The sequence below is a fragment of the Gemella taiwanensis genome (assembly GCF_054054385.1).
The window spans coordinates 54,504-75,330 of sequence record NZ_JBSMTL010000002.1 but is presented as its reverse complement, the minus strand read 5'-3'; the positions used below and the strand labels follow the sequence as shown (position 1 = coordinate 75,330).

Below are 20,827 nucleotides of genomic sequence, written 5' to 3'. Positions count from 1 at the left end.
ATTAAACCTCTTCTTTTAGCCAATCATAACCTTCTTTTTCTAAACGAAGCGCTAATTCAGGTCCACCTGATTTTACGATTTTTCCATCCATTAATACATGAACGAAATCTGGCTCAATGTAATCTAATAATCTTTGGTAGTGAGTGATTATTAAGCAACCAAAGTTTTCTCCACGCATTTTGTTGACACCTTTTGATACTACTTTTAATGCATCGATATCTAAACCTGAGTCAATTTCATCTAGAATAGCAAATTTTGGTTCTAACATCATCATTTGTAAGATTTCGTTACGTTTCTTTTCTCCACCAGAGAAACCATCATTTACATAACGTTGAGACATTTTTAGATCCATATCTAAAAATTCCATTGTTTTATCTAATTTTTTAATGTATTGCATTAGAGGAATACTATCTTCACGTTGAGCATTAATTGCTGATTTAATGAACTCCGAAGTTGGAACTCCTGGTACTTCTGATGGATATTGCATAGCTAAAAATAGTCCAGCACGAGCTCTTTCATCAACTTCCATCTCTAATACTTCTTCATCATCTAATAAGATACTTCCACCATCTACTTCATATTTTGGGTGACCCATAATTGCAGAAGCTAATGTAGATTTACCAGCTCCGTTCGGTCCCATTACCGCATGAATTTCACCAGATTTTATTTCTAAGTTAAGTCCTTTTAATATTTGTTTTTCATTAATTGATACTTCTAGATTTTTTATATCAAGAACTGACATTTTATTTCCTCCATCTTTTATATTTTACGATTTATAAGTAAGATATCTAATACTGATAATCGTTATTTTCATAATATTAATTATAAAGGTTTTCATAATTATTATCAAATTATCAGTTTGATAAATTTTTCAATCAAAATAAACTTTAACTGATTTATTTTCAGTTAAAATACATATCATAATTATATTACAAACTTCCTTTTAAATTAACACAGTAAAAGAATCTCCAATAAAATATTATTGAAGATTCCTTAATATAATTTATTCTATTTTGAAAACTCCCACATTGCTACGATTTCTGTTTTTAATTCATCGTAAGACCATTTTTTTAATGTTCTTGTGTAACTATTAGGATCATTAATTATATAATTACCATCTTCATCTTTTGCAGTGATTAATATTATATGACCCACTGTTGTGAATTTTCCAGGGTGTACAGAAGCTATAATAGGATTTCCTTTATCTAAACTTGCATTTATTGCTTCTTTACTTAATGGAACTCCTGTAGATTTTACACCATATTCTTTAGCTATATAATCGAAAAAGCTCCATTTTGTTCCTTCTTCAGCAAAGTAACCATTTGCATCTTCTTTTTCAGCAATACTCTTTGGAGTAATTGACTTATCGTCTAATATTCCTCCTAAAGCCATAGCTACACAAGTTGGTCCACATCCCCCAATAGCGATATTAGTTCCACCAAGTTTATCATATGCCCATCTTTTATCCCATTGTATGTAATAAGGGTACTTTCTATCTATATCTACTGTTTGTCCCTGTTCAAAAGGTGTAGCTTGTTGACCTGCCAAGTAACCAAGAACATACTGAGTAGCATCTTTATTATTTGCTAATAATTTTTGTTCTGCTTCTGGCAAATGTTCTCTTTGTAAATAGATTAATTGACCTATTAAACTTCCATTAGCATTCTGAAGAAGATTAGCTTCTACACCATTAGGAGTAGTTATAAATGGCGAAGGTTGAGCAACACCTTGAATTCCATCTCGAGCATTTGCAATATTTTCTTTTTTTGATTCAACTTTAGTAGTGTTATTAGTACTCTTACTCGAGTAATTAAATAGTAGTTCTTTATTATTTTGAACTACATATAATACTATAGTACAAATAACAAGAATAGCAACTACCAAAATATCAATATTTTTTCTTTTCATTTAACACCTCTTTATTTACTTTTTTTCACTAAAATTATCCCTACAGAAATAACTATTATATATCCTATCAAACTTTGCAAGTCTGGTAACTCATTGAAGAATATAAATCCTAAAATTCCAGAAAATAAGACTTGCGAATAATCAAAAACCGATATATTTTTTGCGGCTGCGTATTTATATGCAAAAGTTACACCATACTGCCCTACAGTCGCTGATGCACCAGCTAATAATAACATTGAGAATTGAAACACTGTCATATCTCTATAATCAAAAATAAGATATGGCAACAACATGAAGGTAGATAATGTCGAGAAGAAGAAAATTATAAATTCTCCTGAAACATTATGTGTTCCTAGATACCTAACACAAGTGTAAGCTATACCAGAACAAAAGGCTCCTAGAAGGGCAGCCAACGCCCCCATACTAATAAAACCATCACCTGTAGGTCTTACGATAAATCCTACACCTATAAAAGCAATAATTATAGATATTAGCTGAAATACTGTCATTTTTTCTTTAAAGAATATAAACGACAATATTAAAATTACAAATGGCGATAACTTTTGTATTATCGTTGAATCTGCTAGACTTATATGAGTTATTGCATAAAAATTAAACACCAATCCTATTGTTCCAAAAACACTACGTGAAATTAATACACTCCATTCAATTTTATCTTTTGGCAGATTAATTACTTTCCAATGCTTTATTAAGGGAATTGACGAGATTCCAACCGCAATAATATTTCTGAAAAAACCTTTTTGCATAGATGGTAGATCTCCAGCCAATTTTATAAATAGAGACATAAGAGAAAAACCAAATCCTGCTACGACTATGCAAAATATCCCCATTAAAATGTTATTTTTTTTATCCATTCTTAAACTCCAATATACTTAATATTTGTTTAATTGTTTGTTCAATGTTATCTTTAGTTACACTCTTATTCATAGCCTTTTCCAACGAAAGAAATCTTCTTTGAATTGAGAATGAAGCATCTACAAGTTCCTTATCTTCACTACTTAATTCCCTTAGTTCTTCATCGAGAATACTACCAGCTAGAAAAATAACTTTTTTATTAAATTTCTTCGCTATTCTAGCAATTTCTATTGGTGCTTTCCCCATATAACTTTGTTTATCAAGTTTTCCTTCTCCTGTAATTACTATATCTATACCTTGAATTTTTTTCTCTAAATCTAGATAATTAATCATGAAACTTGAACCAGATTGTATAGTAGAATCTAGGAAAGATAAAAAGGCGTATCCTAATCCCCCAGCAGCTCCACTACCTGGATAAGATGAATAGTCTTTCCCGATAACTGCTAAAACTTTTTCTGAAAAATTTTCAACATAAGCATCTACAATTGAAAAATCATCTTCTTTTAATCCTTTTTGTTTTGAATAAATATATGTAGCGCCATTTTTACCAAACAAAGAACTATTTACATCACTAATAACTGTAAATTTAGCCTTAGAGAGTTTCTGATTCTTATTATCTAAATTTATATTCTCTATCTTACTTAAATCAGTTATTCCATCGCTACAACTTTCACCACTTAAACTCGTAAACTTAATACCTAATTCACTGAGCATTCCAATGCCACAATCATTAGTTGCACTACCACCTAAACCAATAATGAAACTTTCAATATCCTCATCTAATAAATGAGCAATCAGTTTACCTAGACCAACGGTTGATGTCTTATACGGATCTTTTTGACCTTCTGAGAGTTGTTTTAACCCGATAACCTCAGCAATTTCAATTACAGCTTCCTTAGTAATATTATTTACTAAATAGTTCACCGTGTGTTCTTGAAGAGCTGCATTTATAGTTTTAAATTGTCTTTTTTCAAAATTTTTAAATAAACCTAAAAAACCATCACCACCATCAGCAACTACCTCCATAGTCACTTCATGATTATAAATAGATTTATTTATTTTATTTGAAATTATTTTCCCAATTTCATAAGAAGATAAAGAGCCCTTGAATTCATTAACTGCTACTAAAAATTTCATAAAATATCAACTCCCCCTATAAATCTGTTATATATATCTAGTTAATTTTATCATTAAATCGCTTTAAATTAAAGTTCAAATAATGAAAATAAAGAATAAAAACATTTTCATTGATAAAATTTACACAAATACTTTAAATTTGCATTTATTTTTAGTATAATAATTATGTAAAGTATTTTACTTTATATTTAGGGTTAAAAATAGAACTCACTTTTTTGATTATATTAAAAAATATACAGTGTTAATTTGTCAACTGTAGAAGCAAACTACTTTTAGTTTTACAATTATAAGTAATCCTCATGTTTGTGCCAGTAAGCTACAGTAAACATTTTAAATATATTAGTTCTACGAGTTTCTAATTCCCTAAATTTAGACTAATATAATAACTGTAAAAAACCACGAAGTTTACCCCTAAACTTTCGTGGTTTTCAATTTAATTTTTGTTATATATAATAAAAAATCTTTTATAAAGATAACCTAATCTTTATAAAAGATTTAATTAGTTTATTATGCAAAACACAATTAAAATTATATATTAATAGTTATATTTAAGTTAGTATTTTAAACTATTTATCTCGTTTTAATAAATAATCTGCAAAATCTATCAATAAACTATTATTTAATTGTTTTGCTGTATTTATAGCATTATCTGTATGTTTTTGAAGTAGTTCCTCACATTCATCAATACCATAGAAGCTAAGATATGTAATCATATCATCATCACTTGGTAATTTTCCAATTTTTTCAAAATCACCATAATAATCAAGTATATCATCTTTAATTTGATAAGCAATACCTAACTGTCTACCAAATTCTTTAACACTATCATAATCTATAGCTCTATCTGCGACTAAACAAGCGAAATCCATCGGTAATTCAATTAAACGTCCTGTTTTCAAACTGTGCATTTTTCTTAAATAGTCCGCATCGACATTGTAATTTTTTTGTTTTACATCATATACTTGACCTGCAATCATACCCATAGCTCCAGAATAATTAGCGAATTGCTTAATTAATCTAACTTTTAAAGTCGGCTCAACATTAGAGTCACTAAGTACTTCAAAAGCCAACGTTAACATAGCATCACCAGTAAGTACCGCAAGATCCTGACCAAAAACTTTATGATTCGTGAGTTTCCCCCAACGATAATCATCATTGTCCATCTCTGGTAAGTCATCATGGACTAATGAATATGTGTGAACTAACTCAATGGCTAGCGCAATATCAAAATACTTTGTATAATCTACTTCATAGTATTTTAACAAATATAAAAATGATAGCGGCCTAATTTTCTTACCGTCATTCACTAACGAATATGTAATAGATTCTTTTAAAATATCAGGCATCTCTAATTGTTCAATATATTCTTTAGCAAAACTATTTAATTGATCTTTATTTTCTTCTATGAAGTTTTTAAAATTATTCATCCTCTTTGAAATCCTTAGTTAATTTAGCTACTTCTTTCTCTGCATTACTTATTAACTCATTGCAGTTTTTAATCAAATCGATTCCTTGTTTATATCGTTCTAACGAATCTTCTAAAGATAGTTTTCCAGATTCTAATTCTGCAACAATTTTCTCAAGATTCATTAAACTTGTTTCAAAATTCTCTTTACCCATTTACTTAACTCCTTTACCGGATATATTGTTAACTTTACAATCAAGACTTCCATCGGCTAATTGAACAATAATATCATCACCTGTTTTAACATTCTTAACAGATGTTATTTTTTCATCATTTAAGAATGCAACAGAATAACCTTTTTTCATAATATTTAACGGTGAATTTGCTTCTAATCGATTTATCTCAGCAGTAAAGTTTTCTTTAAATCTAGCCAACAAGTCAAAGTTCATAAACTTATCAGTTGAAATTGATAAACCACTTTTCTTGTCCTTAACAAGTATTTGCAAGGATTTACTAAGTTCTTTTTCTAACAACTCAACAGTTCTTCTGTACTCTGTAAATATTTTTGAATAGTTTTTATAGTATGGATTGTTTTCACTATTACTTATTCTATTTTTATAATTTTGAAGAATATAAGTAATAGTATTTGTTAGTTTATCATAATTAAATGAGATTCTATTTTTAATATCTTCAATATTAGGTGTTACCAATTCCGCAGCTGCAGTTGGTGTAGAAGCTCTTCTATCAGATACAAAATCAGCAAGCGTTGTATCTGTCTCATGTCCTATTCCTGTTACTATTGGTGTCTTACAGTTGAAAATCGCTCTAATTACTTCTTCAGTATTAAAACTCCATAGGTCTTCTATTGATCCACCACCTCGCCCTAGTATAATTACATCATTAGAACCATCATCAGCTAGTTTAATGTTTTTAACTATATCTTGAACAGAATTATCACCTTGTACTAAAGTAGAATAAATATTTATCTTTGCTATTGGAAAACGACGTTGAATTGTTCTAGTAATATCTTGAACAGCTGCTCCAGTTTTTGCTGTTACAACAGCTATATTTTGAGCAAAACTTGGTATTTGTTTTTTATACTGAGGTAGAAAAAGTCCTTCTTTCTCTAATTTCTCCTTTAGCTCTAAAAACTTCTGATATAATTCACCGATTCTATCTTTTTTCATATCGGTAACTAAAAGATTATGCTCTCCACGAGGAAAGTAATAATTAATCTTTGACTTAATTAAAACTGTATCACCATCTTTAAAATCCTTTGATTTCGCTCCGAACCAAACTGCATTTATTCTAGTATTTTCATCTTTTATTGAAAAATATATATTATTGTTATTATGAAGTTTAAAATTCGAGATTTCACCCTTTATATATATTTCACCTAAATATGGATCTAATAAAAACTTTCTCTCAATATATTTGTTTAATGCTGTAACGGTTAGATATGTTCTTTCTTCCATCTACCTTTACCTCTTATTTTGTTGAGTTTTCTACAATTCCTTTTAGTACTCCGTTGATAAATTTATAACTTTCATCTTTTTCGCTATATTTTTTTGAAAGTTCAACAGCTTCATTTATAGAAACTTTATAAGGAATATCGCTATAAAGAATTTCATAAGCTGAAATACGCAGTATTTGTCTATCCATTTTTGATAAACGGTCTAGTTTCCAATCTTTTAAATTATTTGAAATTACCTCATCAATTTCATCTTTTTTTTCAATAATCTCAGTTAATGTTTTATTTACATAAATACTTGTAGAAATTTCTTCTTGTTCTAAGTCTAACAGCTCAATAAAATCTAGTTCAGTATTCTCTACTTGGAATAAAATTTTAAAAACTGCTTCTCTAAGTTCATGTCTGCTCTTCATTTATATCTCCTAAATTAAAAATCAATTCCAATTATATTAACATTTACAGTTTTAGTATTAATTTCTGTCATATTAAATATTGAATTTCTTACATTTTCTTGAATTTTTCTTGCTGTTTTAGCTACAGAGAAACCAGATTTTAAGTTACAATAAACATCTATAACTAATTCTGATCCTGCAAATTCTAGTTCAACTCCACGAGAGTAAACTTTTTTTCCTAATAATTTAGAAACCCCTTCAACTTCAGTTGCTGCTATATTAGCAATAACTTCTAAAGCGTTTGGATTAATTTCTACTTTTCCTAATTTTTTAGTTTCCATTCTCATTTCCTCCAAAATTATATTTAATACTAGAAATAATCTAACATTAAATTATTATTTGTCCATAATAATCTTATTAATTATACCATATTTTCAGGAAAAAAGGGAGAGATTACCTTAAAATAGTTAATCGTTAAAACTATTTTTTGGGCAATCCCTTCCCTATTATCATTCAGAAAAAATATTAGATATTAGCTAATAATTCTTCAAATGCTTTATCAATATTATCTTTATTTTTTGCTCCTGCTTGAGCCATATCTGGACGTCCACCACCACGTCCATCACATACTGTTGCTAATACGTTTACTAGTTTTCCAGCGTTATATTTATCAGTGATAGCTTTGTCTACAGCAACTACGAAGTTTACTTTATCTTCATTTACTGAAGCAAAAGCAATAACATAGTTTTCTAATTTAGACTTAGCATTGTCAACAAGTTGTTTTAAGTGATTCATATTTTCTGATTCTACTACACTTGTTAGTACATTTACACCATTTACTTCTTTAATATTGTTTACTAAGTTGTTTAATTCAGCATTAGCAATTTTTTGTTGTAAGCTTTCTTTTTCTTTAGCCAGTTTCTTAATTTCTGATTGTAATCCAGAAACTTTTTCTAGTACATTAGAAACATTAGCTTTTGTTAATTTTTCAACAGAACGAAGTGTTTCTTCTTGTTCTCTTAAATACTCGTATGCTGCTTTTCCTGTTAAAGCTTCAATTCTACGTACACCTGCAGCTACACCTGATTCAGAAACAATCTTGAAGATTCCAACTTCAGCACTGTTAGCGTTATGAGTACCACCACATAATTCAATAGAATAATCTCCGATAGAAACTACACGAACTACATCTCCGTATTTTTCACCGAATAATGCTTGAGCACCAAGTTTTCTTGCTTCAGCTATTGGCATCTCTTCTGTTTTGATTTCTAATGCATTCCAAATTTGATTGTTAACTTCTTTCTCAACTTTTTCTATTTCTTCTTTAGTTAGTGGAGCGAAGTGAGTAATATCAAATCTTAGTTTTTCATCAGTTACTAGTGATCCTGCTTGTTTAATGTGAGAACCAACTTCATGACGAAGAGCTTCATTTAATAAGTGAGTTGCAGTGTGGTTTTTCTCAATATTTAATCTATAAGCTCTATCTACTTCTAGTTTATATTCTTTACCAACTAGTAATTCACCTTCTAGTACTTTTACTAAGTGAATGTGACGTTTATCAGGAAGTTTCTTAACATCTATTACTTCTGCTTTGAATCCATCTGCTAATACTAAACCTCTGTCAGCTACTTGACCACCACTTTCAGCATAGAATGGAGTTTTATCAAATACTACTTTTATATTCTCTTCACCATTATAGTTTTCTAATAAGTTATCTTCTTTATCAACTATAGCTAATAATTTACCTTCATCTGTAAGTTTAGTATATCCAGTAAACTCACTGTCTCCTACTATTCTGTTGTATAGGTCAGATTGTACTTGCATTGAAGAATCTTCTTGACGAGATGAACGAGCACGTTCTTTTTGTTTTTCCATCTCTTCATTAAACCCGTCAATATCAACTGTTAATCCTAATTCTTCTGCATATTCTTCAGTTAATTCAATTGGGAATCCAAAAGTATCATAAAGTTTAAATGCATCTTTACCAGAAATTACTTTTGTTGTATCTTTAACTTCTTTTGCAATATTATTTAAGATTGCTTCACCTTCGTTTAGTGTTTCGTGGAATCTATCTTCCTCCTTAAGAATTACATCTTTTACAAAGCTTGCACTTTCTTTAACATTTGGATAGTAGTCTTCCATAATTTCAGCAACAACATCTGTTAATTTGTACATAAATGAGTTATTTAATCCTAAAACTTTAGCATATCTAACTGCACGACGTAAAAGTCTTCTAAGTATGTATCCACGTCCTTCATTTGATGGTAATGCTCCATCAGCGATAGCGAATGCTACTGTTCTAATGTGATCAGCGATAACTTTGAATGCTACATCTTGCTCAGCATTCACACCATATTTAGCTCCAGAAAGTTTTTCAATTTCTCTAATGATTGGAATAAATAAGTCTGTATCAAAGTTTGTTGGAACATCTTGTAATACAGATACAATTCTCTCTAATCCCATTCCTGTATCTATGTTTTTTGCAGGAAGTTCAGTGTAAGTACCATCAGCATTGTGGTTATATTGACTGAATACTACGTTCCAAACCTCTAGATATCTATCGTTTTCTCCACCTGGGTACATTTCCTCTTTTGGTGACCATGTATCAGCGTCTTCTCCACGGTCATAGAAAATTTCAGTATTAGGTCCAGAAGGTCCTTCTCCGATATCCCAGAAGTTACCTTCAATACGAATAATTCTATCCTCTGGAAGACCGATAACATTACGCCATATATCGTATGCTTCAGTATCTTCAGGGTGAATTGTTACTGATAATTTTTCTTTTTCTAATCCTAACCATTTTTCAGAAGTTAAGAATTCCCAAGCCCAAGGTACTGCTTCATTTTTGAAGTAGTCACCAATTGAGAAGTTTCCTAACATCTCAAAGAATGTATGGTGACGCGCAGTTTTACCTACATTTTCAATGTCGTTAGTTCTAATTGATTTTTGTGAGTTAGTAATTCTTGGATTTTCAGGTATCTCTCTACCATCAAAATATTTTTTTAGTGTTGCAACCCCTGAGTTAATCCATAGTAATGTAGGATCGTCAACTGGTACTAAAGATGCACTTGGTTCAATTTTGTGTCCTTTTTCTACGAAGAAATCTAAATACATTCTTCTAATTTGTGTTGATGTTAGTTGTTTCATTTATATTCTCCTTTCAAGCTAACAAATAAAATAAAAAGCCCCTTGTGTAAATTTAATTACACAAGGGACGACTATAATCGTGTTACCACCCTAATTCGAGTACTTTGTACTCCTCATTAGTTTTTATAACGGCATGAATGCCGATGAAGCACTACATAGGTAGCATAAAAGTTATATTATGAATCCTTTTCACCACTAGATTCTCTCTTTTAAATAATATTACTAACTTTTAATTCCTAAACTTCATTTAATATTTAAGTTTATTATAAACAGTTAAATAACATTTGTCAATAGAAATTATTTAGAATCCCTCATTTCGAGTATAGCTTTTTTTTGCCACAGCTTCATATTTTGTTTAAGTGTGTCGAATCCATACACGAAATTTAAAGTATCAAGGCTATTAATTTCTTTCTTATCATTGTCTTTTTTTTGTTTAAAGTTTAATGTTGCATTAATTTTATTATCCTTGATAGATAGGACTTTTACTTCTAAAATTTCATCTTGTTTTATATAACTACTTATATCAAATATAAAACAATTTGTAATTTCAGAAATGTGTATTAAACCTACCATCTTGTCTCGTGTTTCAATAAAAGCACCATATGGTTTAACGGCTGTTACTTTTACTTTTATGATATCGCCAGGGCGAATTTCTCTATAGCTCATTTTTAATTTTCTCTACAACTGCTTCAACAGTAAATCCATATTCTTCAATTACTTTATTCGCAGGTGCAGAAGCTCCAAATTTATCAATTCCGATTGCTAATCCATCTAAACCAACATATTTGTACCAAAGAGCACTGTTACCCATTTCTAATGATACACGACGACGTATATTAAGTGGTAATAATTCTTCTTTATATTCTTTTGATTGTTCTTCGAATAACTCAACTGAAGGCATACTTACAACACGTACTTTTGAACCATCTTTTTCTAATTCACGTGCTACATCAATTGCTAATGCAACTTCAGATCCTGTAGCGATTAGAATAGTATCGAAGTCTGATGCTGTTTCATGAACAACATAAGCTCCTTTAGTAACTTTCTCAAATGAAGAATTTTCTAAAATTGGTAAGTTTTGACGAGTTAATACGATTGATGTCGGTTTATCATTTGTTTTTTGTGATAGATACCAAGCAGCTTGTGCTTCAGTTGCATCAGCAGGTCTAAATACATATGTGTTTGGAATAGTTCTTAATGATGCTAAGTGTTCAATTGGTTCGTGTGTTGGACCATCCTCACCTACTGCGATACTATCATGTGTAAACACATAAGTTACAGGTAAGTTTTGTAAAGCTGATAATCTTAATGCAGCTTTTAGGTAGTCTGAGAATACGAAGAATGTACCACCGAATACACGTACTCCCCCGTGTAATGTTAACCCATTAAGTACAGTAGCCATGGCAAATTCACGAACACCAAATTGTACATTACGTTCTGTTCTGTGTTCATCATCTTGTAAGCCATCACCTTTAATGAATGTCATATTAGAGTGTGAAAGGTCAGCTGATCCTCCGAAGAATGTTGGTAATACAGCTGCAACACTATTTATTGCATCTTGAGATGAATTACGAGTTGCTTGAGCTTCTCCTACATTTTTGAAGCTGAAGCTTTCTTTTGATAAGTGTTTAATATCTTCACGAGTAAGTGCTTCTTCTAACTCTTTTGCTAATTCAGGGAATTTTACTCTATAATCTGCATATAATTTTTCCCATTTAGCATATTCATTTTCTCCACGTTCTGCAACATTAGCTTTGAAATCAGCATATACATCCGCTGGAATATCAAATGGTTCATTTTCCCAACCGATTTCTTTTCTGAATAATGCTGTTTCTTCATCACCTAATGGTGCACCGTGAACTCCATTTGTTCCTTGTCTATTAGGTGAACCAGCTCCAATAATTGTTTTTACTTCGATTAATGTAGGTTTATCAGATTTTTTAGCTTGTTCAATAGCTGCGCTAACCGCGTCTACATTTGCACCGTCTTCAACAAGGATAGTGTTCCATCCGTATGCTTCATATCTAGCACGAACATTTTCAGAGAATGCATCTTTAGTCTCACCATCTAGACAGATGTCATTTGAATCATATAATACTACAAGTTTATTTAATTTTTGCACTGCTGCAAAACTTGACGCTTCAGAAGCAACACCTTCCATGATATCTCCATCACCACAGATTACATATGTGTAGTGATCAAATAAGTCATAATCTTCTTTGTTATATTTAGCAGCTAAATATCTTTCTGCTAAAGCCATACCTACTGCTGTAGAGATACCTTGTCCTAGTGGTCCTGTTGTTGCATCAATACCTTTAGTGTGCCCAAACTCTGGGTGCCCAGGAGTTTTAGAACCCCATTGCCGGAAGTTTTTAACTTCTTCTAAGGATACATCTTCAAATCCTGAAAGATGTAATAATGAATATAGTAACATTGATCCATGTCCTGCTGATAATACGAATCTATCTCTATTAATCCAGTCAGTTTTCTTTGGATTTACTCTAAGGTGTTTTGTGAATAATGAGTAAGCCATTGGTGCTGCTCCCATTACTACACCAGGGTGTCCTGATTTCGCTTTGTTAATCGCATCAACACCCAATACTTTTATTGCGTTTACTGATTTTTGTGACATAAACTGTCCTCCTAAATTATAACTCTATTCTACCTGAAATAGCCCTTGATAAAGTAACTTCATCGACATACTCAATATCACTTCCAAAGGAAATACCTTGGGCTATTCTAGTAACTCTTATATCTGTATTTTTCAAATACCTAGAAATAAAACTTGCAGTACCCTCACCTTCTGGAGATGAGTTAGTTGCTAGTATTATTTCTTTTACTGTTTCATCTTGTGCTCTTTCAAAAAGAGACTTAATATTAATATCAAGTGGACCTATTCCATCCATCGGTGAAATTAAACCATCAAGTACGTGATACACTCCTCTATATTGTTGCATATTCTCCATTGCTACTAAATCGTTATCATTAGCAACAACACAAATCATCGATTTGTCTCTACCTGCATCAGAGCAAATATCACACACATGGTCTTCACTAAGACGTCCACATACTTCACAATTAGTTAACTTTTCTTTTAAATTTACTAAACTATCCGCAAAGTTTTTTATATCATCATCATGCATTTTTAAAGTATGAAATGCTAATCTTACTGCAGTTTTCTTTCCTATACCAGGTAACAATGAATAACTGTCTATTAAATCTAAAATCGGTTTAGGATATTGCATCTTATAGTCCTGGGATGTTTAATCCGTTTGTAAATTTACCTAATGTTTCCTCTTTTAATTGAGTAGATTTTTCTAACGCATCATTTACTGCAGTTAAAATCATATCTTGAAGCATTTCAATATCTTCTGGATCAACTACTTCTTCTTTAATTTTTATATCTAATATTTTTCCATCACCATTAGCTATTGCTGTTACCATACCACCTGATACAGTTCCTTCAACAGTCTGATCTTTTAATCCTTCTTGGGCTGCTAACATGTCTTTTTGCATTTTTTGCATCTTTCTCATCATTTGTTGCATATTTCCCATTCCGCGCATAATATTTCCTCCTAATGTCTAATTTATATTATAATTCTATTTAAATTTTTACTACTTGTCAATAATTTGGAATTTTTTTCAAGTTATTTCAATTATTTTCAAGCATCTTTTCAAATGTTAGTTTTCTATTATTATATCTCCAAACAACTCATCAATTTTAGTTATTGGCTTTTCTTCAATTTCTTCTTTAATCAAATCGCTTTCTACAACTGGATTTGCAAGTTCATCTTTAAGAACAGTATACTGATGATCTTGAATAGTATAAATCGAGTAATCTACTCCTATAAATCTCTTGAATAGATTTTCCAAATATTTTTTATATTTAGAATTCGGAGCCATTTTTACCATATTATCTACTTCACTAAAAACTAATAATCCACCTTCTTTAGAAGAAGCCACTAATTGACAAGAGCTAAATAATTCTCTCATAGTTACTACTTCTGGATTATTCGAATTCAAGCTTTCATTAATTATCTTGTTAAAAACATTTGCTGCATAATTGGTAAAATTCTCACTTGAAGCCTTCATAAGTTCAATAATCTTATTCTTATCTTTGATAATCACTTCTTTAATCTCTTCTTTTGGAGTACCTTGCCAACTAGTAGCAACCACCTCTTCAACACTGTTATTTTTAATATATTCTTTTGATGATTTACTAATAGAATTTTCAGATAAACTATTTACATTATTACTTAATTGATTTAATTTATCTTCAAGTATCCTAATTTTATTTTCTAATTCAACTGTTCTAGAATTTACCACCGAATTATCAACACTATTTTGAATTGTAGACTGAATAACAGTCTCTTCTTTCGAGCATATTTTTACAATACAAATTTGCATATGACTCATATATTCTGTCGAAAATCTAATATACTGCTCAGTTTGTGATAAATATTCTATAATTTTATAAAAATAGTTAAATCCAACTTTATTAACTTCTTCCGCTATTTTGTCAATATTATATACCGTATACGTAGTGTTATTTAAATTTTTATAAACAACTACATCTCGCGTTACATTAATAAGATCATTAAGTAACAATTTAGTATCCTTAGCCTGGCTAACGAAATTATTATATGTTAATAAAGATTTTGTGACATCTCCTTGTAAAAGACTTCTATAAAATTCAAGAATATCATCTTCACTTATTGAAGAAGTAACTTCTAGTATGTGATCTAAAGTAATTTTTTCTGAATAGTTTGATACTTGATCTAGTATACTAATTGCATCCCTCAGTCCACCTTTAGCAAGAGTTGCAATTTTCTCTATAGCTGCATCTTCAATTACTATTCCTTCATTTTCTGAAATATACTTTAGTCTATCGATTAATTGTTCTTGTGAAAGATTTTTAAACTCAAACCTCTGACATCTTGATAAGATAGTCGCTGGTATTTTATGAATTTCTGTAGTAGCTAATATGAATATCACATGAGCAGGTGGTTCTTCTAAAGTTTTTAATAATGCGTTAAACGCTGCTGTCGTTAGCATGTGCACTTCATCTATGATGTAAACTTTATATTTACCTTCAGTAGGCAAGAATTTAATAGCTTCTTTTATATCACGTACTTCATCTACACCATTATTACTTGCAGCATCAATTTCAATAATATCTACATTTTCTTTTTGATATTCTTCATTACCATTAACTTCATTTGCAAATATTTTTGCAATGGAAGTTTTACCTGTACCTCGAGATCCATAAAATAAATAGGCATGACTAATTTGATCTTTGTCAATCGCATTTTTCAAAACAGAAACAATGTGATTTTGACCTACTATGTCAGTAAATGTTTGTGGTCTATATTTCCTATATAACGCTTGAAACATACAAACCTCCTAAATTATTTTAACTAATATATTATAACATAATTTCAAATTTACTTATAGTAAAAAAAGATATACTCAAAAGTAAAATTTAATAAAAAATCTATATTTTAAGTATATCCTTTTAACTATTATATTTTATTTTTCACCTATAATTTCAAAAATTAGAATGGATTTTCTGTTAAGAACCATCTTCCATTAACTTTTATTACTTTTATAGTTTGACCACTACTACTACCAAAAAGAGAGCCTAAATCTACTCCTTTTACTTTTAGAGAAACTTTTGCTGTTCTATCGTCTATCATTTTTGTTTCTCCAACTTCAACTAGACCTACCAGTCCTTTTGCCATAGTTAATTTTTGTTTATCATCTTCACTCAGATTCCTTAGTTCAGAAATTGCTTTCTGTCTAGATTCAACTCTTTCAAAATGAACATAATCTATCATTTTTTCTAAATCGCCTGACTTAACAGAACTAATCCATCCTTCAACCGCACCTTGTGGTGTAGATGCACCTGGTTTTCCACTACCACTAAAAATAATTAAAGCAATAACTACTACAGCTGCAGCTATTGCAGCAATAATCCCTATAGTTTTATTAGCTACTTTTCTTTTCCCATACATTTGGTTAAAGTTTTGGTTATTCGGTCTAAATTGTGGATTGAATTGATTAGGATTGTTATAACCATTTTGATTATTAAACTGTCCATTATTCATATTCCCAAATTGAGGATTTTGCCCATTATAACCAGGTCCTCTAAATTGTGAGTTTTGACCGTTATAGCCTTGTCCTCTAAATTGTGGATTGTTCACATTATTGAATTGTGGATTTTGACCGTTATAACCTTGTCCTCTAAACTGCGCATTATTCGCATTAGTATTTTGAGGATTTTGTCCACTAGCATACCCTGGGGGTTGTTGATTATTCACATTATTTACCTGTGGGTTTTGGTTTTGATAAGGATGCTGATTATTTACATTTCTATTAAAATTTTGTTGATTTTGTGCATTATAACCATTTACTTGATATTGGCTATTCTGTTGAGGATATCCTTGATTTGGTTGATTATTTTGAGGTGTTCCGTTTGGATTTACATTTTGTCCTCTATTATTCATAACAACTTTCTCCTTTTTATTAATTTTTGGAAGATAAAATATAGAATATTTTAAAATTTTATTAATAAATACAATTCTTCTTAATACTTTATTATACTAGAGGCTTAGGTTTTTTGTCAACGATATAAAAAGTACCTAATAATAACATTATAACTATAGCGTAAACTACTAAAAATAAAAAAAAAGATTATCCGACTAGATAATCTCATTATTAAACAGAATATTTCTTCTTTTCAAGATAAATTACTACCATAATTGATTTTTCTTTAAATACCATCTTTCATTGTGCTTTTCTACAGTTAAAAAACTTCTGCCATCATTTATTAAGTATTTTTTATCCAAATTGTCTTTTTTATTTATTTTCTTAAATCTAACTATAAACGTATTCAAATCAATCATTTTAACTTCATCTATTTCATTATCATTAACGAACGATTGTAACATATCTAACTTGTATTTTTCTTCTTTGGATATTTTCTTGAATTCTTGCACGGATTCATCTTTATCTTTTTTATTATCATAGTAGATGTAATCAAACATTTTTTCAAAGTCATTCTTTCTTACAGTTTTCATCCACCCTTTTACGACTTCTTTAGGTGTAGCTCCACCTTCCCTTCCAGTAAAAAAAATTGAGAACATAATTATTATTACTAATAATATTACAGATAATAGCCTAACTATTTTATTTTTTGATTTACTATTTAATTGGCGTTTAAAAGCACTATTTAAATCATAAGTCATATTCATTTATCCTTTTTCATGAACTTTATAGAGTATTAATTAATCTTTATTTATATGAATTAAAATAAAATAATATATATCCCAACGAGTAGACAACCAAAACCAGTTATTTGCAAAATTCTCCCAGTTCTTTTACTATCCTTTGCGTACTTTTCAATATTTTCTGGTAACTTCGCTTCTTCAAAACTTATACTGATACCACTAATTAAATGAGCATTATCTCCTCTTAGAATATATTTTGCTACAATAAATAATACCGCTGCGATGTAAAACATTATCGTAGCTATTGCATAATCTATATATTCACTAGGTAGAAGGATAGAAGAAAAAGTTAAGATTTCACATGGTAACATCAGTAAAATCACTGTACTAGTTTTCATAGTAATGCCCCCACTTTCTACTTCAATTAGTTATTCTATATTTCAATTATATTATACAATAACAAAACAATGATGGTCAAAACTTATCAAAAAATAACTCTCCTTACTTTAATTTTTATCCAGTAAAGAGAGTTATAATCAAATTCGATAATCTCGTTTATTTTATTTTCTATTATTAATCTTGAATTTCAAGAATAAATCATTATAAAGTTGAATCATTTTTGGATCTAGGTCTTGATATACCTCTGCTCTATTACCGAAACTTTCTAAATCAGGATAAAATTGTTCATCACTTGTAGTTTCTTCTGGAAGTAACTCTTTAGCTTTAGTATTCGGTGTTGCATATCCAATAAACTCTGAGTTTTTCGCTGCATTTTCCGGTTTTAACATGAAGTTAATAAACTTATATGCTGCTTCTTCGTTTTTAGATGTTTTTGGAATTACTATGTTATCAAACCATAGATTCGTTCCTTCTTTAGGCAATGCATATACCATATTTTCATTCTCATCCATGATAGCTTTAGCATCACCTGAGAACACTACCGAAGCCCATGCTTCATTGTTAATCATAAGCATCTTTTTCTCATCTGAGTTAATGGCTTTAACATTTGGATGAAGTAACTCTAATTTTCTTTCTGCTAGGTTTAGATTTACCTCATTAGTATCATTAACCGAATTACCTTCAGATTGAAGCGCAATCCCCATCATTTCACGAGCCCCATCGATTAATAATACATTATTTGCTAATCTTGAATCCCATAGATCATTCCATTTTTCAAACGTTAAGTCTTCCGGCACTTTAGTTTTATTATATAAAACCCCTAGAGTTCCCCAGAAATATGGAATCGAATATTCATTTTTCGGGTCGAAAGATTTGTCTCTAAACTGTGGATCAATATTATCAAAACCTTCTATTTTACTATGATCTAGTTTCTTTAAAAGATTTAATTTTTTCATCTTTTTAATCATATAATCTGATGGAATTACTATATCATAAGGTGTTGAACCAGCTTGAATTTTTGTAAGCATCGCTTCGTTAGAATCGAATGTTTCATAAACAACTGAAATTCCTGTTTCTTCTTCAAATTTCTTAATTAAATCTGGATCAATATATTCTCCCCAGTTAAAAATTGTTAATGTTTGTTTATCTCCACTATTAGAACTATCAATGAAATTACGACTATATAAAAGTCCTAAACAAATAACTAAAATTGAAACAGCTGAAATAAGTAATTTTTTCATATTATCTTACCTCCCTTTTTAATTTACTAGTATTAATTACATAATAAATAAGTACTGCCACAACAACGAAGATAGTTAACACTGTAGATAAGGCATTAATTTGTAGATTAATACCCTGCCTAGCCATCGAATATATTTCAACAGATAAAGTTTGGAATCCATTACCTGTTACAAAAAATGTAACTGCAAAATCATCTAGAGAATAAGTTAATCCCATGAAAAATCCTGCCCATATTCCAGGAGTAATATAAGGAATAACAATTTTGCTTAAGACTTGTGGATATGTAGCACCAAGGTCAATAGCTGCATCTACCATACTCTTAGGCATTTCATATAATTTAGGTAATACCATAAGCACAACTATAGGAATACTAAATGCAATATGTGATAATAACACTGACCAGAATCCTTGAATTTTGTCTAGTCCTGTATATTTTGAGATAAATGTGAACATTAGTAAGAATGAACATCCAATAATTACATCAGGACTAACTATAAGAATATTATTACCTACTAAGAACGAATTTTTTTGTTTTTTAGATTTTAAGGAATAAATACCTAAAGCACCTAAAGTTCCAAAAATTGCTGAAAAAAGTCCACACAATAATGCAACAACAACTGTGTTAATTACAATAATCATCATACGTGTATTTTCGAATAACTCTACATAATGTTTCCATGAAAAACCTTCAAAGTCAATCATTGTCTTTCCAGAGTTAAATGAGAAATAAGCCAAGTAGATTAGAGGTAAATATAAAATTGCAAAGATAACCCCTAAATATATTTTTGAAGTTAATTTCATTATTTTCTACCTCCAAAATTTGTTTTGTCCTTTGTATTAGTAAGTATCATAATGATACCCATAACTACTATTAAGAATACTGCGATTGTAGAACCAACTCCCCAGTTTTGCGTTACTAAGAAGTGCTCTTCGATAGCTGTACCTAAGTTAATAATTTTATTACCTGCTACTAAACGAGTAATCATAAATAGAGATAACGCAGGAATAAAAGTAACCTGAATACCTGTTTTCACACCATTAATACTTAGTGGTAAAATAATTTTCATGAATGTAGTTTTAAAATCTGCTCCTAGGTCATAAGATGCTTCGATTAAGTTTTTGTTCATTCCAGATACCGAATTATATATAGGTAATAACATAAAAGGTAAGAAAATGTAACTAGATACAAAAATGAAACTGAATGAATTAAATAGTAGACTCTGACTACCGATACCTATGTATTCTAAGAAACTATTAATTGTTCCATATTCTCCAAATAAACCTAAGAATGCATAAGTTTTTAATAAGATATTAATCCATGTTGGTAAAATTATTAGTAAAAGTAATAATTCATTATGTTTACTTTTATTAATCGCAAAAGCTAATGGATAACTAATAATTAAACAAATAAATGTAATTAAAAATGCATACCAAAAACTATATAGTGTCATAAGCACATAAGTACTACTAAAGAATATGTTATAGTTAGCTAATGTGAAATTACCATCTATATCTCTAAATGAATAATAAACGATAAGTACAATTGGAAATACTACAAAAAGTAGCATCCATAAAATATATGGAATCATAAAGAATGATCGAGTTTTTCTATTAAACATCT

At 29.8% G+C, this 20,827-nt stretch carries 21 protein-coding genes; all 21 read right to left on the bottom strand.

All coding sequences use genetic code 11. The features are described 5' to 3' along the window. Position 1: 1 nt before the first annotated feature. Positions 2–742 carry a Fe-S cluster assembly ATPase SufC gene (gene sufC / locus ACWOA3_RS02400; RefSeq protein ID WP_271966321.1) on the bottom strand — a complete coding sequence of 247 codons (741 nt, stop codon included), beginning with the start codon at positions 740–742 and terminating at the stop codon, positions 2–4. A gap of 266 nt (positions 743–1,008) precedes the next feature. Further along, positions 1,009–1,908, bottom strand: coding sequence for a C39 family peptidase (locus ACWOA3_RS02395; RefSeq protein WP_456883949.1), 900 nt, complete (start codon positions 1,906–1,908; stop codon positions 1,009–1,011). 11 nt (positions 1,909–1,919) lie between these two features. Then, positions 1,920–2,783 carry a DMT family transporter gene (locus ACWOA3_RS02390; RefSeq protein ID WP_456883948.1) on the bottom strand — a complete coding sequence of 288 codons (864 nt, stop codon included), beginning with the start codon at positions 2,781–2,783 and terminating at the stop codon, positions 1,920–1,922. Next, a complete protein-coding gene (locus ACWOA3_RS02385) occupies positions 2,776–3,921 on the bottom strand; it encodes a glycerate kinase (RefSeq protein WP_456883947.1) in 1,146 nt (381 codons plus the stop codon). Before ACWOA3_RS02385 ends, ACWOA3_RS02390 begins: the two co-directional genes overlap by 8 nt. A 566-nt stretch (positions 3,922–4,487) precedes the next feature. Beyond that, positions 4,488–5,348, bottom strand: a complete 861-nt coding sequence (locus tag ACWOA3_RS02380) for a polyprenyl synthetase family protein (protein WP_456883946.1) — start codon at positions 5,346–5,348, stop codon at positions 4,488–4,490. Then, the gene (xseB, locus tag ACWOA3_RS02375; protein WP_271966326.1) at positions 5,341–5,541 is read right to left on the bottom strand and encodes an exodeoxyribonuclease VII small subunit; all 201 of its coding nucleotides are present in this window, start codon (positions 5,539–5,541) and stop codon (positions 5,341–5,343) included. Before xseB ends, ACWOA3_RS02380 begins: the two co-directional genes overlap by 8 nt. Continuing rightward, positions 5,542–6,801 (bottom strand): exodeoxyribonuclease VII large subunit, encoded by a 1,260-nt coding sequence (gene xseA / locus ACWOA3_RS02370; RefSeq protein ID WP_442566303.1) that lies wholly within the window; start codon positions 6,799–6,801, stop codon positions 5,542–5,544. Positions 6,802–6,814: 13 nt separating this feature from the next. Continuing rightward, positions 6,815–7,210 (bottom strand): transcription antitermination factor NusB, encoded by a 396-nt coding sequence (nusB, locus tag ACWOA3_RS02365; protein ID WP_442566302.1) that lies wholly within the window; start codon positions 7,208–7,210, stop codon positions 6,815–6,817. Positions 7,211–7,224: 14 nt separating this feature from the next. Then, complete coding sequence (locus tag ACWOA3_RS02360; RefSeq protein ID WP_271966328.1) at positions 7,225–7,530, bottom strand: Asp23/Gls24 family envelope stress response protein; 306 nt, start codon at positions 7,528–7,530, stop codon at positions 7,225–7,227. Between the two features lie 184 nt (positions 7,531–7,714). Then, positions 7,715–10,336, bottom strand: a complete 2,622-nt coding sequence (gene alaS, locus ACWOA3_RS02355) for an alanine--tRNA ligase (RefSeq protein ID WP_456883945.1) — start codon at positions 10,334–10,336, stop codon at positions 7,715–7,717. A gap of 297 nt (positions 10,337–10,633) precedes the next feature. Beyond that, entirely contained in the window at positions 10,634–11,002 is a 369-nt protein-coding gene (locus ACWOA3_RS02350) for a S1 RNA-binding domain-containing protein (protein ID WP_456883944.1), read from the bottom strand. Further along, the gene (tkt, locus tag ACWOA3_RS02345) at positions 10,992–12,968 is read right to left on the bottom strand and encodes a transketolase (protein WP_456883943.1); all 1,977 of its coding nucleotides are present in this window, start codon (positions 12,966–12,968) and stop codon (positions 10,992–10,994) included. The genes ACWOA3_RS02350 and tkt overlap by 11 nt, the downstream gene beginning before the upstream one ends. Positions 12,969–12,984: 16 nt before the next feature. Then, positions 12,985–13,581: a recombination mediator RecR gene (gene recR, locus ACWOA3_RS02340; RefSeq protein WP_442566299.1), complete on the bottom strand. Its 597-nt coding sequence runs from the start codon at positions 13,579–13,581 to the stop codon at positions 12,985–12,987. 1 nt (position 13,582) lies between these two features. Then, complete coding sequence (locus ACWOA3_RS02335; protein ID WP_003146124.1) at positions 13,583–13,900, bottom strand: YbaB/EbfC family nucleoid-associated protein; 318 nt, start codon at positions 13,898–13,900, stop codon at positions 13,583–13,585. Positions 13,901–14,017: 117 nt separating this feature from the next. Then, the gene (dnaX, locus tag ACWOA3_RS02330) at positions 14,018–15,730 is read right to left on the bottom strand and encodes a DNA polymerase III subunit gamma/tau (protein ID WP_456883942.1); all 1,713 of its coding nucleotides are present in this window, start codon (positions 15,728–15,730) and stop codon (positions 14,018–14,020) included. Between the two features lie 161 nt (positions 15,731–15,891). Beyond that, positions 15,892–16,842 (bottom strand): DUF4878 domain-containing protein, encoded by a 951-nt coding sequence (locus ACWOA3_RS02325; protein WP_456883941.1) that lies wholly within the window; start codon positions 16,840–16,842, stop codon positions 15,892–15,894. 246 nt (positions 16,843–17,088) lie between these two features. Beyond that, a complete protein-coding gene (locus tag ACWOA3_RS02320) occupies positions 17,089–17,583 on the bottom strand; it encodes a hypothetical protein (RefSeq protein ID WP_456883940.1) in 495 nt (164 codons plus the stop codon). A gap of 59 nt (positions 17,584–17,642) precedes the next feature. Further along, the gene (locus ACWOA3_RS02315) at positions 17,643–17,963 is read right to left on the bottom strand and encodes a hypothetical protein (protein WP_456883939.1); all 321 of its coding nucleotides are present in this window, start codon (positions 17,961–17,963) and stop codon (positions 17,643–17,645) included. 162 nt (positions 17,964–18,125) lie between these two features. Then, positions 18,126–19,205 carry an extracellular solute-binding protein gene (locus ACWOA3_RS02310; protein ID WP_442566294.1) on the bottom strand — a complete coding sequence of 360 codons (1,080 nt, stop codon included), beginning with the start codon at positions 19,203–19,205 and terminating at the stop codon, positions 18,126–18,128. Position 19,206: 1 nt separating this feature from the next. Then, entirely contained in the window at positions 19,207–20,007 is an 801-nt protein-coding gene (locus ACWOA3_RS02305) for an ABC transporter permease subunit (protein ID WP_442566293.1), read from the bottom strand. After that, the gene (locus ACWOA3_RS02300) at positions 20,007–20,825 is read right to left on the bottom strand and encodes an ABC transporter permease (protein WP_456883938.1); all 819 of its coding nucleotides are present in this window, start codon (positions 20,823–20,825) and stop codon (positions 20,007–20,009) included. The genes ACWOA3_RS02305 and ACWOA3_RS02300 overlap by 1 nt, the downstream gene beginning before the upstream one ends. Positions 20,826–20,827 lie beyond the last annotated feature (2 nt).

Excerpts from the sequence above, each read along its gene's own strand:
- recR (WP_442566299.1), bottom strand. The coding sequence starts at position 13,581 with ATGCAATATCCTAAACCGATTTTAGATTTAATAGACAGTTATTCATTG.
- ACWOA3_RS02360 (WP_271966328.1), bottom strand. The coding sequence starts at position 7,530 with ATGGAAACTAAAAAATTAGGAAAAGTAGAAATTAATCCAAACGCTTTA.
- dnaX (WP_456883942.1), bottom strand. The coding sequence starts at position 15,730 with ATGTTTCAAGCGTTATATAGGAAATATAGACCACAAACATTTACTGAC.
- ACWOA3_RS02385 (WP_456883947.1), bottom strand. The coding sequence starts at position 3,921 with ATGAAATTTTTAGTAGCAGTTAATGAATTCAAGGGCTCTTTATCTTCT.
- ACWOA3_RS02300 (WP_456883938.1), bottom strand. The coding sequence starts at position 20,825 with ATGTTTAATAGAAAAACTCGATCATTCTTTATGATTCCATATATTTTA.
- xseB (WP_271966326.1), bottom strand. The coding sequence starts at position 5,541 with ATGGGTAAAGAGAATTTTGAAACAAGTTTAATGAATCTTGAGAAAATT.
- ACWOA3_RS02305 (WP_442566293.1), bottom strand. The coding sequence starts at position 20,007 with ATGAAATTAACTTCAAAAATATATTTAGGGGTTATCTTTGCAATTTTA.
- ACWOA3_RS02335 (WP_003146124.1), bottom strand. The coding sequence starts at position 13,900 with ATGCGCGGAATGGGAAATATGCAACAAATGATGAGAAAGATGCAAAAA.
- ACWOA3_RS02390 (WP_456883948.1), bottom strand. The coding sequence starts at position 2,783 with ATGGATAAAAAAAATAACATTTTAATGGGGATATTTTGCATAGTCGTA.
- alaS (WP_456883945.1), bottom strand. The coding sequence starts at position 10,336 with ATGAAACAACTAACATCAACACAAATTAGAAGAATGTATTTAGATTTC.
- ACWOA3_RS02380 (WP_456883946.1), bottom strand. The coding sequence starts at position 5,348 with ATGAATAATTTTAAAAACTTCATAGAAGAAAATAAAGATCAATTAAAT.
- ACWOA3_RS02325 (WP_456883941.1), bottom strand. The coding sequence starts at position 16,842 with ATGAATAATAGAGGACAAAATGTAAATCCAAACGGAACACCTCAAAAT.
- ACWOA3_RS02350 (WP_456883944.1), bottom strand. The coding sequence starts at position 11,002 with ATGAGCTATAGAGAAATTCGCCCTGGCGATATCATAAAAGTAAAAGTA.
- ACWOA3_RS02310 (WP_442566294.1), bottom strand. The coding sequence starts at position 19,205 with ATGAAAAAATTACTTATTTCAGCTGTTTCAATTTTAGTTATTTGTTTA.
- xseA (WP_442566303.1), bottom strand. The coding sequence starts at position 6,801 with ATGGAAGAAAGAACATATCTAACCGTTACAGCATTAAACAAATATATT.
- nusB (WP_442566302.1), bottom strand. The coding sequence starts at position 7,210 with ATGAAGAGCAGACATGAACTTAGAGAAGCAGTTTTTAAAATTTTATTC.
- tkt (WP_456883943.1), bottom strand. The coding sequence starts at position 12,968 with ATGTCACAAAAATCAGTAAACGCAATAAAAGTATTGGGTGTTGATGCG.
- sufC (WP_271966321.1), bottom strand. The coding sequence starts at position 742 with ATGTCAGTTCTTGATATAAAAAATCTAGAAGTATCAATTAATGAAAAA.
- ACWOA3_RS02395 (WP_456883949.1), bottom strand. The coding sequence starts at position 1,908 with ATGAAAAGAAAAAATATTGATATTTTGGTAGTTGCTATTCTTGTTATT.
- ACWOA3_RS02320 (WP_456883940.1), bottom strand. The coding sequence starts at position 17,583 with ATGACTTATGATTTAAATAGTGCTTTTAAACGCCAATTAAATAGTAAA.
- ACWOA3_RS02315 (WP_456883939.1), bottom strand. The coding sequence starts at position 17,963 with ATGAAAACTAGTACAGTGATTTTACTGATGTTACCATGTGAAATCTTA.